Origin of the sequence: Promicromonospora sp. NPDC019610 (genome assembly GCF_044389365.1) — a bacterium.
Classification (GTDB): domain Bacteria; phylum Actinomycetota; class Actinomycetes; order Actinomycetales; family Cellulomonadaceae; genus Promicromonospora.
Map to the genome: position 1 here is coordinate 858,489 of NZ_JBIRXX010000001.1, position 16,528 is coordinate 875,016.

Consider the following 16,528-nt stretch of genomic DNA (forward strand, 5'->3'; position numbering starts at 1 on the left):
TACCGGTTTCCCGATGTGACCGTACACCATGGGAAACCGGTTCCTCATGTGCTACGTTCCTCCACCAGAGACCGGTTTCTCACCGACGAGCCGGGGATCGACGACGATCCGGAGGACAACGCGATGCGCCACCCGAACCGCGAGCCCGGACCCTGGCGGTCCGAGCCCCCGCCCGCCCTGACGGGGCCCGTCCGCGCGGGGGTGAACCCATGTCAGTGATCCAGGAGCTCTCGCGCGGCAAGCAGGCCGGCGCCGTCCGCAAGAAGGGGGACGGGCGCTGGGCGCTGTTCTTCCTCGCGCCGTGGTTCGTGGGCCTCGTGCTCATCACGGCCGGCCCCATGGGCGCGTCGCTCTACCTGTCCTTCACGGACTACGACCTGCTCTCCGCGCCGCAGTGGGTGGGCCTGGAGAACTACACGCGGATGTTCGACGACCCGCGGTTCCTCCAGTCCCTCGGCGTCACGTTCACCTACGTGTTCGTCTCGGTGCCGCTCCAGCTCGCCGCGGCCCTCGGCCTGGCGCTGCTGCTCGACAAGGGCATGCGCGGGCTCGCGCTGTACCGCTCGGTGTACTACCTGCCCTCGCTGCTCGGCGGGTCCGTGGCCATCGCCATCCTGTGGCGGCAGATCTTCGGCGCGGACGGCCTGGTGAACCAGGTCCTGGCGCTCTTCGGCATCCAGGGGCAGGGCTGGGTCTCGCACCCGGACTACGCGCTCGGCACCCTGATGGCGCTCAACGTCTGGACGTTCGGCGCGCCCATGGTGATCTTCCTGGCCGGCCTGCGGCAGATCCCGCAGATGTACTACGAGGCGGCCGCGATCGACGGCGCCTCGCGGTGGCGCCAGTTCCGCAGCATCACGGTGCCGCTGCTCACGCCGATCATCTTCTTCAACCTCGTGCTCCAGCTCATCGAGGCGTTCCAGTCGTTCACGCGGGCGTTCGTCGTCAGCGGAGGCAACGGCGGCCCGTCCGACTCAACGCTGCTGTACACGCTGTACCTCTACCTCAAGGGGTTCGGCTCCCTCGACATGGGCTACGCCTCGGCGATGGCCTGGTTCCTGCTGCTGATCATCGGCGGCATGACGGTCGTCAACTTCCTCGCCTCCAAGTACTGGGTCTTCTACGATGACTGACGCCTCGACGACCGCACAGACCACGACGCCGACGGCGGTCCGCCCGCCGTCCGACACCGCACCCGGCGCCCGGCGCGCCGGGCCGGGCGACCGCCGTCCGACCACCGTCCGGCCGCGCGGCCGGCGCGTCCGGGCCCGGGTGGGGAGCGTGCTCAAGCACGCGGGCCTCATCGCCTTCGGGTTCGTGATGCTGTACCCGCTGCTCTGGATGCTGGCCAGCTCGTTCAAGCCGAACGCGCTGATCTTCCGCGAGCCGGGCCTCATCCCCACCGACATCGACCTGTCCAACTACACGGACGGGTGGAACGCGCTGCTGCACCCGTTCAGCCACTACCTGATCAACTCGGCGCTGGTGGTGCTGGGCTCGCTGCTGGGCAACCTGCTGTCCTGCTCCCTGGCGGCCTACGCGTTCGCGCGACTGGAGTTCCGGGGCAAGCGGCTGTGGTTCGCGATCATGCTGATGTCGATCATGCTGCCGATCCACGTGGTGATCGTGCCGCAGTACGTGCTGTTCTCCCAGCTCGAGTGGATCAACACGTTCCTGCCGCTGATCGTGCCCAAGCTGCTGGCGACCGACGCGTTCTTCATCTTCCTGATGGTCCAGTTCTTCCGCGGCATCCCGCGCGAGCTGGACGAGGCCGCGACCCTCGACGGCTGCAACCACCTGCGGATCTACCTGCAGATCATGCTGCCGCTGTCCATGCCGGCCCTCGCCACCACCGCGATCTTCACGTTCATCTGGACGTGGAACGACTTCTTCAGCCAGCTGATCTTCCTGACCCGGCCGGAGATGTACACCGTGCCGATCGCGCTGCGCACCTTTGTCGACTCCACGGGCGAGAGCTCGTGGGGCTCGCTGTTCGCGATGTCGATCGTCTCCCTGATCCCCGTCTTCATCGCCTTCCTGTTCGGACAGAAGTACCTGGTCAAGGGCATTGCGACCACCGGGATCAAGTAGCTCCACCCGCGATGCGACAACGACGTCAACGTCACCGAAGGAGAAAGACATGAGCACCACCGGCAACCCACGACCCACGAGGCGCGGCAAGCGGCTCGCCGGCTCGGCCGCGGGCATCGCGGCCGTGGCCCTGACCCTCGCGGCCTGCGGGGGCGGCGACTCGGGCATCGGCGGGGGCGGCGACGACGCCCCGGCCGCCGCCGAGGAGTGCCCCTGCGAGATCCGCTTCTCGTGGTGGGGCTCGGACAGCCGCCACGAGTCGACGCAGCAGATCATCGAGGCGTTCGAGGCGGAGAACCCGGACATCACCGTGGTCCCCGACTTCACCGACTGGGACGGCTACTGGGACAAGCTCGCCACCTCCGTGGCCGCGGGCGACACCCCGGACGTCATCACCCAGGAGGAGCGCTACATCTCCGACTACTCCACCAAGAACGTGCTCGCCGACCTGGGCACGCTCGACATCGACACCTCCAAGGTGGACGACGGCGTGCTGGCCGGCGGCCAGATCGACGGGACCCAGTACGGCATCCCGACCGGCATCAACGCCTACGCGCTCGTCGCCGACCCGGAGCTCTTCGCCGACGCCGGCGTCGACATGCCGGACGACACCACCTGGACGTGGGAGGACTACGTCACCACGGCGAACGCCGTCGCGGAGGGTTCGGGCGACAAGGTCTGGGGCACGCAGGACTACGGCTTCAACGAGGCCGGCCTCAACGTGATGGCGCGCCAGCGCGGCGAGACCCTGTTCACGCCCGAGGGCGAGCTCGGCGTCTCCGAGGAGACCGTCGCGGACTTCTTCCAGGTCTCCCTCGACCTGGTCGAGGGCGGCGGTCAGCCCGACGCCGCCCGCACGGTCGAGTACCAGGCGGCCGGCCCCGAGGGCGGTCTGCTCGGCACCAACAAGGGCGCCATGGGCGTCTGGTGGACCAACCAGCTCGGCGCGCTGTCCGACTCGTCGGGCCACGAGCTCGAGCTGCTGCGGCTCCCGGGCGAGTCGGAGGGCGAGCGCACCGGCATGTACTACAAGCCGGCGATGTTCTACTCCGTCTCCGCGGACACGGAATACCCGGAGTCGTCCGCGAAGTTCGTCGACTTCCTGCTCAACTCCGAGGAGGCGGCCAAGATCATGCTGACCGACCGCGGCCTCCCGGCGAACACCGACGTGCGCGAGGCGATCCTGGACGACCTGTCGCCCACGGACCAGAAGGTCGCCGACTTCATGGCGGACATCGAGGACGAGATCGTCGACAACCCGCCGGTCCCGCCGCACGGCAGCGCCGAGCTCGCGGACATCATGGAGCGCATCAACACGGAGGTCCTCTTCGAGCGCATCACCCCGGACGAGGCGGCCGCCCAGTTCCTGGACGAGGTCAACGCGGCGATCGCCGACTGACCCACGACGTGTCAGACGTACAGGTCACCCGGGTGACCTGTACGTCTGACACGTTCTTGCGCTGGGTAGGATGAAACGGTTCAGAGGAGAGGTGCCACAGGTGTCACATGATCTGCTCGTGCTGCGGGAGGGCGACGACGTCGCCGTCGCCACGCGGGACCTGAGCCCGGGGGATGCCGTCGTGGCTGCCGGCGCAGACCCGGTGGGTGTGCGGCAACCGGTGCCGCGCGGGCACAAGATCGCGCTCCGCCCCGTGCCGGTGGGCGGCCACGTGCGCAAGTACGGGCAGGTCATCGGGGTCGCCACCGCTCCCATCACCCCGGGCGATCACGTGCACTCCCACAACCTCGGCTTCGAGGACGGGTCACGGGAGACGCCGCTGGGCGGCACGCACCACGACCTTCCCGTGCCGGACGACGAGCCGCGGCCCACCTTCCGTGGTTACCGCCGGGCCGACGGGCGCGTGGGCACCCGGAACTTCATCGCGATCCTGACCAGCGTGAACTGCTCGGCCTCGACCGCGAAGATGATCGCGGACCAGTTCCGCGGCGCCGCGCTGGACGAGTTCGAGAACGTCGACGGCGTGATCGCCCTGACCCACACCTCCGGCTGCGGCCTCGTCCCCGACTCCGAGGGCGGGCAGGTCCTGCTGCGCACCCTGCGCGGGTACGCCGCCCACCCCAACGTCGCCGGCCTGCTCGTGCTCGGGCTGGGCTGCGAGATGGTGCCCGGCGCCGCCCTGTCCGCCCGGTCGGGGCAGGTCGCCGACCTCGGCATGCCCGGCATCGGCGCCCCGGACGAGACCCGCTCCGGGCTGCTGGCCGCCATCGCGGACGACACCGTGGTGCGGTCCCTGACGATCCAGGAGACCGGCGGCGTTCGCGCCTCGGTCCGGGCCGGGGTCGCCGCCGTCCGGGAGATGCTGCCCCTGGTCAACCAGCGGGAACGGGTCGAGTGCGACGTGTCCGAGCTGGTCCTGGCGCTGAACTGCGGCGGGTCGGACGGCTACTCCGGCATCACCGCCAACCCGGCCCTCGGCTGGGCGTCCGACCACCTGGTCGCCTACGGCGCGACGTCCGTGCTCGCGGAGACCCCCGAGGTCTACGGCGCCGAGCACCTCCTGACCGCCCGCGCCACCGAGCCCGCCGTCGCGAAGAAGCTGCTGGACCGGATCGACTGGTGGCGTTCCTACGTCAAAGCCGGGGGCGGCACCCTGGACAACAACCCGTCCCCGGGCAACAAGGCGGGCGGCCTGACCACCATCCTGGAGAAGTCCCTGGGGGCCGTCGCCAAGGGCGGGCAGGCCGACCTGGCCGCGGTCTACGAGTACGCCGAGCCGATCACGCAGCGCGGGTTCGGGTTCATGGACACCCCGGGCTACGACCCGGTCTCGGTGACGGGCCTGGTCGCGGGCGGCGCCAACGTCGTCGTCTTCACCACCGGCCGCGGGTCGGTGTTCGGGTGCCGGCCCACGCCGTCCATCAAGGTCGCGACCAACACCCCGATGTACTCCGTGATGGCCGAGGACATGGACCTCAACGCGGGCGTGATCGTCGACGGCACCGCGACCGTGGCCGAGGTCGGCCGGCAGATCTTCGACCGCATCCTCGCCGTCGCCTCCGGGCAGCGGACCGTCAGCGAGGAGCTGGAGATCGGCGCCGAGGAGTTCATCCCCTGGCACCTGGGCGCCGTCACCTGACCCACACGGAACGTGTCAGACGCTCAGGTCCCCCGAGGGACCTGAGCGTCTGACACGTGCGAGGTGGGTTACGGGTAGCTCACCACCTTCGCCGGGATCGTCTCCGTGCCCGCCGCGCGCGGGCCCACGCCGTTGATGACGTGCTCGTACGTGCCCACGCCGCCGAGCGACACGGTGAGCAGCGAGTGCATGCGCACGCCCGGCGTGACCGGCACCTCGAAGCCGTTGTCCGAGGTGATCGACGCGTCCGACGTGAACACGCAGTACGAGCCCAGACCCCACGCCTCGTGCTGCGTCACGCCGTCCGCGACCTTGTACGCCGCCCAGCCCCGGACGCCGTCGTGGTTCCACGCCGCCTGGTTCGGCGGGTCGTACGGCAGCTCGTTCTGGTAGAAGATCGTGCGGCCGCGCTCCCCGCTCCACAGGGTGTTGTACTCCTGGTAGTGCTCCACGAAGAGCCCGTACCCGTCCACGTCGTCGCCGGTGACCACCAGGCCGTTGCGCGCGGTGTTCACGTCCCAGCCCACGCCGTCGCCGTGGTCGCCGCGCCACGACCAGATGTGGTCCACGATCGTGTCGTCCGCGTTCACGACGATCGCCTGGTCCACGCGCCCTGCGTGCGCGCCGCCCACGCGGACGAACACGTCGTGCAGCGAGATCGGGTCGTCGGCGTGGTCCGCCGTCGACCCCGCGGTGCCGACGGTGAGCATGGACGGCGACTCGGCCGCGCCGGCGTCGAACAGCACGCCCGCCACGCGGACGCCGTCCACGTCACCGACCCGCATCGCCGTCTGCCCGGCGGTCGGCACGATCGTGGCGTACCCGAGACCGAGCACGACGGTGTCGGCGCGGTCCACCTCGATCGTCCCCGTCGTCTCGTAGATGCCGGGCGTGAGCAGCAGGTGCAGGCCCTGGTCGAGCGCCTGGTTGATCCGTGCGGCCGAGTCGCCGGGGCGCGCCACGTAGAACCGGTCCAGCGGGATCGAGATGCCCGACGTCGTCCCGCCGTCCCACGTCGCGCCGCGCGTGCCCGTCCGGACCGACGGTACGAACACCGCGTAGTCGTCCCCGTCGAGGTAGAGGTACGGCTTCTCGCGGATGGTGCCCGTGGTGTCCAGGGTGGTCACCGCGGGTTCGGGGAACGACGTCGGCGGGGCGTTCTCGACGCCGGAGAACACCATGTTCCACAGCGTCCCGGCCCAGCCGCCCGTGAGCGTCGAGTCGCGGGTGTACCACTGCTGCTGGGTCCAGGCGCGGACCTGCCCGTCGACCACGGAGTCGGCGATGTACCCGCCCGACGCCCAGCCGTACCGCGACGAGTGCAGCATGAGGTTGCCCTTGACGTGCACGCGCCGCATGGGCGCGGCCTGCGAGACGGCCCACCGCATGTCCCCGCCCGACGGCGTCACGGCCAGGTTCTCGACCGAACGCCAGAAGTTCTGCGTGGCGTTGCCCTCGAACCATTCCGCGTCGGCCCAGACGCCGCCGGTGATGTTCACGTCGTCCGGCCTCGTCCCCAGGCCGGAGATCGAGGTGTGGAATCCGGCGTTGACGTGCACCGGGTAGGTGCCCGGCTCGAAGAGGAACTGGTGCCTCCCGTCGCCGAACTGGTCCGCCTCCTGCTGGTCGTAGACGGCGTCCACGGCCGCCTGGACCTGGGCCGTCGGGGTGTCCGGGCCGAAGACGTGCACGTTCGGCCCGAGGTCGCCGCCGCCCGGGATCGGGTCGCCGGGCGCGGTGCCGGCGTCGCCGGTGAACACCTTCAGCTCCCAGAGCGAGTAGCCGTACCCGGTGCCGCGCTCCGTGCCCGTGAGCCGGACGTACCGGCCCGACCCGGCGACGTCCAGCGACTGGTTGCCGCCGGTCCCGTCCGTGACGGTCGTCAGCGTGCGCCAGGTCGTGCCGTCGTCGGAGGCCTCGATCCGGAAGTCCCGGCCGTAGGCCGTCTCCCAGGCGAGCTCGACGCGGCACAGGTCCGCGACCGTGCCGAGGTCCACGCGGATCCACTGCGGGTCGGCGGCCGCGCTGCTCCAGCGGGTGCCGGGGTCGCCGTCCACGGCCGAGGCCGCGCCGAACGGCCCCTCGGTGGACGACGCCGTCGCCGTCCGACCGAGGGCCGCGTTCGTGGTGCCGCAGGCCGCGGCGGCGGCCCGGTCGGGGCCGGTCGCTGGAGCGGACGCCGGCCGCGCCCCCGCCGCTGCCGCCCCGGCCGCTGCCGCCCCGGCCGGTGCCGGAGCGGCCGCCGCCGTCAGCGGCGCCGCCACGCAGGCCGCGACCGCCGCGGCCGCGAGCCAGACCCGGCCCGCTCTCACGAGGCCACCTCCTCGCGTGCGGCCGTGGTCTCGGGCACCAGCTCGTAGTTCTCGTCGAGCACGGTGCCGCGGTGCGGCTTGTAGAGGTCGTACCCGCGCGGGTTGCACTGCAGGCCGCCGTTGATGCAGTGCTCCACGAGCCGCCGCAGCACCTCGGGGTCCCAGGCGTTCACGAAGTCGTAGTGCCACGACTGGTCGGACCCGCTGACCAGCGCGACGTCGGACATGTCGCCGCTGACGGGCCACGCGATCTTGAACTCCAGCATCGGCACCGCGACCGGGTGGCTCATGGGGCACTGGCCCGCCTCGGGGTACGCCATGTGCGAGCCGTGGCCCATGTGCGCCGACTCCTCCGGCGTCAGGTGCATCCCGTCCCAGCAGCTCGGCGCCTGGTACCGGATGTTGAGCTGCGTGCCGTCGGGGCAGCGGGCCGGGATCTCCCAGCTCTTGGAGATGTCGCCGCACTCCCAGCCCTCGACGGCGCCCGGCGCGGTGCGGAACGCGTCGACCGTGGCCATCATGTCGCCGGTCACGAACTGGAGGCCCTCCGGGAACGGCACCACGTCCTCGTAGTCGTCGATGCCCGACTTGTAGTAGACGGTCATCGGGATGTTCGGCTCGACCGGCACGCCGCCCTTGGTGAGGGCGGGGAACCAGTAGGCCGAGTGGTCCTGCGGCACCGTGCAGGTGCTCTCCGGCATCGCGTTCAGGCTGGTCGGCGTGGTGAACGCGTCCGTCGAGCGGTTGCCGATGAACGTGTGCAGGTGCGACCGCCCCGGCTGGTTCGGGTACACGATCGAGTCGTCCGGCAGGAAGTGCGAGAAGGTGCAGTTCGCCTGGAACTCGTGGTGCGTCACCTCGTCGCCGGGGAACGGCGGCGGGTCCTCCGGCCCGCCGGCCTCGCCGTCGCCGAACACCTGGAACTCCAGGAGCGAGTAGCCGTACCCGGTGCCGCGGGCCGTGCCGACGAGCTGCACGTAGCGGCCGGTCGCGGTGATGTCGTAGACCTCGGTGCCGCCGGTCCCGGCGCCCTCGGTCACGACCGTGGTCCAGGTCTGGGCGTCGGCGGAGACCTGGAGCGTGAACGCCGCGCCGTACGCGGCCTCCCACTCCAGGGCGACGTGGTCCAGCGCGTACGAGCGACCCAGGTCGATCCGGATCCACTCGTCGTCCGTGGGCGCGCTGGCCCAGCGGGTGGTGCGGTCGCCGTCGACCGCGAACCGCGGCCCGAGGCCGCCGGACTCCGAGCTGGACGCCGCCGTGAGCGCGCCCTGCGAGAGCAGGGTGTTGGGATCGGCGACGGCGGTGGTGGCGCCGATGGCGCCCGCCGCGCTCAGGGTCGAGGCGAGCAGGGCCGTGGCGGCCAGGCCGCCCAGGACACGAGGTCTGAGGTCGCGGGGTGTGCGGACGCGGGGTGCGCGGCCGCGTGGCGTGCGGAGTGCTGTGCGCATGGTTCCTCCTTCGATGGTGGTGTGCCTTGCTGACCCGTCACTGCCGTGCTCACTGCTGGTAGACGCCGACCTCGTACAGGGAGTAGCCCCACTCCGTGCCGCGCTCGGTGAGGTTGAGCCGCACGTACCGGCCGGTCCCGGCCACGTCCAGGCTGTCGACGCCGCCGTTGCCGCCCGTCACCGTGCGGACCGTGGTCCAGGTGTTCCCGTCGTTCGACGTCTGCACCTGGTAGGACTTGCCGTACGCCGTCTCCCAGACGAGCTGCACGTGGTCGAACGACTGCACCGAGCCCAGGTCCACCTGGTACCAGGCGGTCGGGCCCCACTCGCTCGCCCAGCGCGTCGTGGCGTCGCCGTCGACGGCGCGGCCCGGCGTCCAGTCGCCGTTCCACGGGTCGAAGCTCGACGCCGTGGCAGTCTTGCCGCGCGCGATGTTCGTCCCGTCCACCGGGGGCGCGACGACGCGGAACGACCGCGTCTCCACGCCCACGTTGCCGTGGCCGTCCTCGGCGAACACGTAGACCTTCCAGACGCCGAGCATCTCGGGCGCCGTGACCCGGAACGTGCCGGGCGCCGTCTGCTCGAAGTCCGCCTGCGCGATGCCGCCCGCGTTGTTGACGTACTTGCTGTTCAGCATCACGTTGGCGTCGATCGCGTCACCGTCGGGGTCGGTCACGTCCACGTTCACCGTGAACTCCTCGCCGGCGGCGACCGCCGTCGAACCCGGCACGTTCATCGCGGTGATGCGCGGCGGGGTGTTCATGCCGGAGGTGTCGACGCCCCAGGCCCGCGCGATCGAGTAGTAGCCCAGGCGCCTGTTGTCGCCCGGGAGGACGTTGAACCACACGCCGCCGAAGTCGCCCTCGATGCCGTAGTGGAAGAACGTGGCGCCCAGCGCGACGCCGTCGTGCTCCCGCAGGCAGCGCCACGAGTCCACGTACGCCTGCTCCTTCTCCAGGTCGGTGGGCTCGTCGGGGACGCCGTTCGCGTCATCCGGCACCTCCCACTCCCCGGCCGCGCCGCCCTCCGTGATGATGTACGGCCGGTCGTAGCCGCCGGCCGCCCAGGCCGCCGGCACGTTGCACAGGTCGCCGTACGCGTTGACCGAGAGCAGGTCCAGGTCCGGGGCGTTGCGCTCGATGTACGGCCAGGCGCCGACCCACGCGTCGGTGCTGGTGGTCGGGTGCTTCGGGTCGGCCTGGTGGACGGCCACGCTCACCTCGTTGACGAAGGCCGCGTACGCGTTGCGGATCGCCTCCAGCTCGGTGCCCGAGTAGCAGTTCTGCAGGCCCAGGAGCGACTCGTTGCCGATGTTCCACATGAGCACGCCCGGGTGGTCCTTGTACGCCGCGACCTGGCTGAGGATGTCGGCCTTCGTGTTCGCCTTGTAGGTCGTGTCGCTGCGGTAGTCGATGCAGCCACCGGACCCCGGCCCGCCGCCGGGGAGCAGCCAGAAGCCCATCACCACGCGGACGTCGTGCGCCGCCGCCGAGTCGAGGAGCTGGCGCGTGTCCGCCCCGGTGCCCCACGTGCGGATCGTGTTGGCGCCCATGGCCGTCAGTGTCGGCATGTAGTGGTCGGCGGTGCTGAACGCCGGACCCCACGTGAAGCCGCGGACCGTGTACGGCTGCCCGTCCACCTCCAGGTCCCAGTCACCGTTCCCGCCCACCACCTCGACGGTGCTCGCCCCCGCGTCCCGCACCGGGACGTTCGGGTGGCCGGGGTTCACGTAGGCCGGGTCGCCGGGGTCGGTGCTGCCGCCCGCCTCGCCGAAGACGCGCAGCTCCCACAGCGAGTTGCCGTACCCGCCCGAGCGCGCCGTCGAGAGCAGCCGCACGTAGCGAGCGGTGCCGTCCACGTCGAAGGTGTCGGTGCCGCCGTCGCCCGAGGTGGTCGAGTACACCGTGGACCAGGACGACCCGTCGGCCGAGACCTGGAACTGGTACTTCGTCGAGTACGCCGACTCCCAGACCAGCTCCACGTGGTCGAGCGCGGCGGACCGGCCCAGGTCCACCCGGATCCACTGCGGGTCGCTGAACTCGCTGGCCCAGCGCGTGCCCAGGTCGCCGTCGACGGCGGCGCTCGCGGGCGTGTAGTCGGGGTTCTCCACGGAGGAGGCGGTGGCGGGGCGGCCCTGCGACAGCAGGACCGGCGCCGCCGGTGCGGCGGCGGCCGCGGGCGCTGCGGGCGCGGGCGCGGCGGGTGCTGGAGCCGCGGGCGCCGAGGCGGCGGGCGCGACGAGTGCCGCCGCGGCCAGCAGGCCGGTCGCCAGGGCGGCGGCCCCGGCGCGTGCGCCACGCCTGAGCCTGGTCGCACGTGCGCCGGATGATCCGGTGGTGGTCATGGGTGTTCCTCTCCGTCCGCTCGTCGGCGGCCAGGTGCGGCGGCCGGGGCGCGGTTCGTCGTTGAGCCTGCGCTCGCGACGCTCCGGTGCGCCGCGAGTTGGGAGAGCGCTCTTACGCCGCCCATCCTTGACCCGTCCTTGGCGGAGCGTCAAGGCCTGGCACGCGAGACTTCACCTGCTCTTTTCGGCTCTTTCTTCCTGCTTGGGCAGCAATAGTTAATGTTGACGGCGACGCCGGGCGGCGCGAGATCCGTCGCATCTCATCCGCACGGGCTCCCTCGGAGAGCGCTCTTACTCTGTTACCGTCGGCCTGTGAGCAAGGATCTGCGGCGCGCGGCGCCCACCCTGGAGGACGTGGCGAAGGTCGCCGGCGTCTCGCGCGCGACCGTGTCCCGGGTCATCAACGGCAAGCGCAAGGTGGCGCCGGCCGTCCAGGAGGTGGTCCTGGAGGCGGTCGCCGAGACCGGCTACGTGCCCAACCGGGCCGCGCGGTCCCTGGTCACGCGCCGGACGGGCACGGTGGCCGTCGTCATCTCGGGTGCGGACGCCGATCCCGAGGGCGAGCTCGACCTGTCGGGCGTCTTCTCCGATCCGTTCTTCGGCCGGGTGGTGGGGTCGCTCGTGCGGACGCTCCGGCCGCACGACGTGCACCCGGTGCTGATGTTCGCCGACGACGCGCAGACCCGCGGGCAGGTCACCTCCTACCTGCGGTTCGGCAATGCGGACGGCGCCCTGCTGGTCTCGACCTACGCGGACGACCCGCTCCCCGAGGAGCTCATCGGCACCGGCCGGCCCATCGTGCTGTTCGCGCGGCCCGGCCACGCGATCCCGGCGAGCTACGTGGACCTGGCCAACGCCGACGGCGCCCGGATGGCCGCGAACCACCTGCTCGACCGCGGCTGCCGCACGCTCGGCGTGATCTCGGGACCGCTCGACGTCCCCTCCGCGCGGGACCGGCTCGAGGGCTTCCGTGATGCCGCCGCCCGGCGCGGGCACGCCTTCGTGCCCAGCGTGGCGGGTTCGTTCACCTTCGAGAGCGGGGAGTCGGCCATGACCGAGCTGCTCGCCTCCGCACCGGACCTTGACGGGGTCTTCGTCTCCAACGACCTGATGGCCCAGGGCGCCATCCACGTGCTCCGGTCCCACGGGCGGCGCGTCCCCGACGACGTCGCGATCGTGGGGTTCGACGACAGCCCCGTGGCCGTGCAGACCCGCCCCCGGCTGACGACGGTGCGGCAGCCCGTGGAGAAGATGGCGGAGGAGATGGCGCGGATGCTGCTGGAGCAGATCGACGCCGACGAGCCGGCCGTCCGGTCGGCGATCTTCGAGCCCATCCTGGTGGTCCGCGACTCGGCGTGAGTCGAACTGTCCATGCCCGCACGGGGGCGCGCACGGGCGACCCGCAAGAGCCCGGCGATCAACGAAACTGGTCACGCCTCCAGTGGTGCGGTGATCGCTTCGAGGATGTCGCGGGCGATGAACCGGCGGTTGTAGGTGCCGATCGGTCCGTCCAGGATGCCGAGACCGACGAGCTTCTCGAATGCCTGGTTTACACCCTGGAGCGATTTGCCGAGTCGCCTTGCGACACCTGGTGCGGTCACGATCGGAACCTCGATGAGCAGATCGACGATGTCACGAACGATCGCGCCGCGCACATTCGCGTCTTTCAGCTTCTCGATGTGTTCACCCCTGATCTTGAGCATCCGGTCGACGCGTTGTGCGGTGTCGGTTGCGGACGCTTCGAGCCCGGTGCTGAAGAAACGGATCCACGGAACCCAGTCTCCGGTCGCGGAGACGTGCGCAAGGTGGTCCTGGTATTCGCTGCGGCGGGCTTCGAACCACGGCGACACGGTGAGGAGCGGTTCGTCGATCACTCCGTCGATCATGAGTTGCAGGACGATGAGGAGTCGGCCGATCCGCCCGTTCCCATCATTGAAGGGGTGGATCGTCTCGAACTGGTAGTGGGCCATCGCGGCGGAGATCACCGGCTCACGTGACTTCCCGTTGTTGATCCAGTCGGACAGGTCACGGAGTGCTGGTTCTATCCCGTAGTCGGGTGGCATGGGAATGAAGCGCGCATCTTCGACGCGTCCACTTGGGCTTCCGATGACCACCTGGGTGGTTCGAACGCTTCCGGCGTCGTGTGTATCGGCGCTCGTGCCTCGGACCAGTGTCTTCTGTGTCTCCGCGAAGAGGGCGACCGAAACCTGGCGATGCTGGTGTACCCAGCGGAACGCCGGGTCGGCAGCCTCCACGTAGTTCATGACCTCGCGAAGCTCGGCGCTCCCGGACGGTTGTGCCGCGGCTTCAGCGGCGAGGACCTCTTCGATCGGAGCGTAGGTACCTTCGAGAGCTGAGGTGCTCTGGGCTTCCCTCCGGAGCGTCGGTCGACGCAGGATCCCCGGGTCGGGGATCTGACGTGATGCCTGATCGAGCCTGGCAAGCGCTCGGCCGGCATTGGCGACCATCTTCCAGGTCGCACCATCGAGCTCCGGCTCCTGGTCAAGTGGGTTGGCGACGAACGCGTGATGTTCGAAGGCGCGGTTGTGGCGACGATCGTGCCCTGAGATCGGTACGAGGCGTCCGACGGGGCTGGAGCTGAAGCTCGTGATCTTCACCCCAGAAGCCTAGGCGACTAGTTATGCCGTCGCAGTGGGAAGTCAGCGGTAACTGAGTTCTCCGGCAAGATATCAGCGGAAGGTCCGTTCCGCTGATGTTCGCGTGGGAGGCCCGACCCTGGCCGGTGTTCCCCGTCGAGGTCGAGCCTGACCCATCACGTACGGGTCGCCCGTGTGGGAATCCCTCACGACCGGGCTGGACGTACCTTGCTAGGTTCCTGAACAAATCGGTCGTCGGTGTCGACGACGGCCCAGGACCCGAAGCGAGGTGGTTCCCCGTGAGAGCTCGTCGTGTACCGCTCTTTGTCGCAACCCTTGTCGCCGCACTCCTGACGACCGGGGTCGTCGCAGTCCCCGGCTCGGCGGCCACCGCGGGCAGCTCGGCCGCACCCGCCGCGGTCGCCGACTGCAGCGCGCCCGCCTGGAGCGCCGGCGCCGTCTACGTCGGCGGCAACCTCGTCACGCACGCCGGCGCCTCGTGGCGCGCCAAGTGGTGGACCCAGGGCGAGACGCCCGGCACCACCGGTGAGTGGGGCGTCTGGGAGCGGGTCGGTACCTGCGACGGCGGCGAGCCGCCCGTCGACCCGCCCGGCACCGACGACTTCCCGGTCAGCCAGGCCCAGTTCAACTCGTTCTTCCCGAACCGGAACTCGTTCTACACGTACGCGGGCCTCGTCGACGCGCTCAGCGCGTACCCGGGTTTCGCCAACAGCGGCAGCGAGACCGTCCAGAAGCGTGAGGCGGCGGCGTTCCTCGCCAACGTCTCGCACGAGACCGGCGGGCTCGTCTACATCGTCGAGCAGAACACCGCGAACTACCCGCACTACTGCGACCGGAACCAGCCCTACGGCTGCCCGGCCGGCACCGACCAGTACTACGGCCGCGGACCCGTCCAGCTCAGCTGGAACTTCAACTACAAGGCCGCGGGCGACGCCCTCGGCATCGACCTGCTGAACAACCCCAGCCTGGTCTCGACCAACTCGGCCATCGCCTGGAAGACCGGCCTCTGGTACTGGAACACCCAGAACGGCCCGGGCACCATGACGCCGCACAACGCCATCGTGAACGGCGCCGGCTTTGGCGAGACGATCCGCAGCATCAACGGCTCCATCGAGTGCAACGGCGGCAACCCGGCCCAGGTCCAGGGCCGCGTGGACACCTACCTGCGGTTCACGAGCGCCCTGGGCGTCGACCCGGGCGGCAACCTCTACTGCTGACCCCCTGACCCACCCGGGCCAGATCCGTTGACCACAGCAGTTGCTGCCAGGAGCACGCCCGTCCTGGCAGCAGCTGCTGTGGTCAACACCGGTGGACGACGGCGGGCCAGCACGGAACCGTGGTCCGGGAGGAGAGGTTTCCCGTGCCACGATGACCGTATGCCTCTCGCATCCCGGTACCTCGCAGCAGAGGACCGTTACGACACCATGCAGTACCGCCGCACCGGCCGCTCGGGTCTGGACCTGCCCGCGCTGTCGTTGGGGCTATGGCACAACTTCGGCGACACCAGCCCGTTCGACACGCAGCGCGCCATCCTGCGCCGCGCCCTCGACCTGGGCGTCACGCACTTCGACCTCGCGAACAACTACGGCCCGTCCTACGGCGCGGCCGAGGCGAACTTCGGCCGGCACCTCGCCGCCGACCTCAAGCCGTACCGCCACGAGCTGGTCCTGTCCACGAAGGCCGGCTACGACATGTGGCCGGGCCCCTACGGCGACCACGGCTCGCGCAAGTACCTGCTGGCCAGCCTCGACCAGTCGCTGACCCGGATGGGTGTCGACTACGTCGACGTCTTCTACCACCACCGCCCCGACCCCTCGACGCCGCTCGAGGAGACCATGGGCGCGCTCGCCTCGGCGGTCCAGCAGGGCAAGGCGCTGTACGTGGGCGTCTCCAACTACTCGCCGGCGCGCACCCGTGACGCCGCCCGCATCCTCGGCGAGCTGGGCGTGCCGCTGCTCATCCACCAGCCGTCCTACTCGATGTTCAACCGGCACATCGAGAACCCCGCCCACGAGGACGGGTACGACGGCGTCCAGAGCGAGTCGCTGCTCGACGTCGTCGGCGAGCTCGGCGTCGGGACCATCGTGTTCTCCCCGCTGCAGCAGGGCCTGCTGACCAGCAAGTACCTCGCCGGCGCCGCCCCGGCCGGGTCGCGCGCGGCCCGCTCCGACTCGCCGTTCCTCTCGGATCGCGCCCTCACCGAGGACTACCTGGGCCGCGCCAAGGCCCTCAACGACATCGCCGCGGGCCGCGGGCAGACGCTCGCGCAGCTCGCGCTCGCCTGGGTGCTCCGGGACGAGCGCGTGACGTCGGCGCTCATCGGCGCGTCGTCGGTGGCGCAGCTCGAGGACAACGTCGCGGCGCTCGCGGCGGGGCCTCTGACCGCGGACGAGATCGCGGCGATCGAGCCCCTGGCGCGTCCCCTCGGCTGACGCTCCGGCACGGCCGCTCGACCGCCGTCCGCCCCGGGCGACCCGCCCGGGGCGGACGGCGTCGGCTGCTCCACACCCCCCGTTCCACCGCACTTCACGAGGCCGTCGCGCCGAATCGACCGGTGCGGCAGAGGATGGGGGAGCACGCCGCTCGACGGGGAGGGGTACCGGGGTACTGCACT

General features: G+C 70.6%; 11 protein-coding genes. 7 read left to right on the forward strand and 4 right to left on the reverse strand.

The window, feature by feature from the left end:
* The first annotated feature begins 209 nt into the window (after nt 1-209).
* The 4 genes from ACH45N_RS03735 (at nt 210) to ACH45N_RS03750 (ending at nt 5,189) form a co-directional block, all read left to right on the forward strand.
* On the forward strand, nt 210-1,133 hold the full coding sequence (locus ACH45N_RS03735) for a carbohydrate ABC transporter permease (RefSeq protein WP_397391286.1): 924 nt from the start codon (nt 210-212) through the stop codon (nt 1,131-1,133).
* On the forward strand, nt 1,126-2,091 hold the full coding sequence (locus ACH45N_RS03740; protein ID WP_397391288.1) for a carbohydrate ABC transporter permease: 966 nt from the start codon (nt 1,126-1,128) through the stop codon (nt 2,089-2,091). The genes ACH45N_RS03735 and ACH45N_RS03740 overlap by 8 nt, the downstream gene beginning before the upstream one ends.
* A gap of 49 nt (nt 2,092-2,140) precedes the next feature.
* A complete protein-coding gene (locus ACH45N_RS03745) occupies nt 2,141-3,490 on the forward strand; it encodes an ABC transporter substrate-binding protein (RefSeq protein WP_397391290.1) in 1,350 nt (449 codons plus the stop codon).
* A gap of 70 nt (nt 3,491-3,560) precedes the next feature.
* Nucleotides 3,561-5,189: a UxaA family hydrolase gene (locus ACH45N_RS03750; RefSeq protein ID WP_397391292.1), complete on the forward strand. Its 1,629-nt coding sequence runs from the start codon at nt 3,561-3,563 to the stop codon at nt 5,187-5,189.
* 68 nt (nt 5,190-5,257) lie between these two features.
* Here the strand turns inward: ACH45N_RS03750 and ACH45N_RS03755 are convergent, their stop codons facing one another.
* From ACH45N_RS03755 to ACH45N_RS03765, 3 genes are read right to left on the reverse strand one after another with little or no spacing between them, the layout of a single operon-like run.
* Nucleotides 5,258-7,501 carry a discoidin domain-containing protein gene (locus tag ACH45N_RS03755; protein WP_397391294.1) on the reverse strand — a complete coding sequence of 748 codons (2,244 nt, stop codon included), beginning with the start codon at nt 7,499-7,501 and terminating at the stop codon, nt 5,258-5,260.
* Nucleotides 7,498-8,952, reverse strand: coding sequence for a DUF1996 domain-containing protein (locus ACH45N_RS03760; protein WP_397391296.1), 1,455 nt, complete (start codon nt 8,950-8,952; stop codon nt 7,498-7,500). Before ACH45N_RS03760 ends, ACH45N_RS03755 begins: the two co-directional genes overlap by 4 nt.
* Before the next feature lie 49 nt (nt 8,953-9,001).
* On the reverse strand, nt 9,002-11,296 hold the full coding sequence (locus ACH45N_RS03765) for a discoidin domain-containing protein (RefSeq protein ID WP_397391298.1): 2,295 nt from the start codon (nt 11,294-11,296) through the stop codon (nt 9,002-9,004).
* 312 nt (nt 11,297-11,608) lie between these two features.
* Between ACH45N_RS03765 and ACH45N_RS03770 the strand changes: the two genes are divergently transcribed.
* Nucleotides 11,609-12,655 carry a LacI family DNA-binding transcriptional regulator gene (locus ACH45N_RS03770; RefSeq protein WP_397391300.1) on the forward strand — a complete coding sequence of 349 codons (1,047 nt, stop codon included), beginning with the start codon at nt 11,609-11,611 and terminating at the stop codon, nt 12,653-12,655.
* 71 nt (nt 12,656-12,726) lie between these two features.
* Here the strand turns inward: ACH45N_RS03770 and ACH45N_RS03775 are convergent, their stop codons facing one another.
* Complete coding sequence (locus ACH45N_RS03775; protein ID WP_397391302.1) at nt 12,727-13,914, reverse strand: Fic family protein; 1,188 nt, start codon at nt 13,912-13,914, stop codon at nt 12,727-12,729.
* Nucleotides 13,915-14,192: 278 nt separating this feature from the next.
* Here ACH45N_RS03775 and ACH45N_RS03780 point away from each other — a divergent pair, with 278 nt between their 5' ends.
* Nucleotides 14,193-15,131 carry a glycoside hydrolase family 19 protein gene (locus ACH45N_RS03780; RefSeq protein ID WP_397391304.1) on the forward strand — a complete coding sequence of 313 codons (939 nt, stop codon included), beginning with the start codon at nt 14,193-14,195 and terminating at the stop codon, nt 15,129-15,131.
* A gap of 159 nt (nt 15,132-15,290) precedes the next feature.
* Entirely contained in the window at nt 15,291-16,346 is a 1,056-nt protein-coding gene (locus ACH45N_RS03785; RefSeq protein ID WP_397391306.1) for an aldo/keto reductase, read from the forward strand.
* The last annotated feature ends 182 nt before the right edge of the window (nt 16,347-16,528 follow it).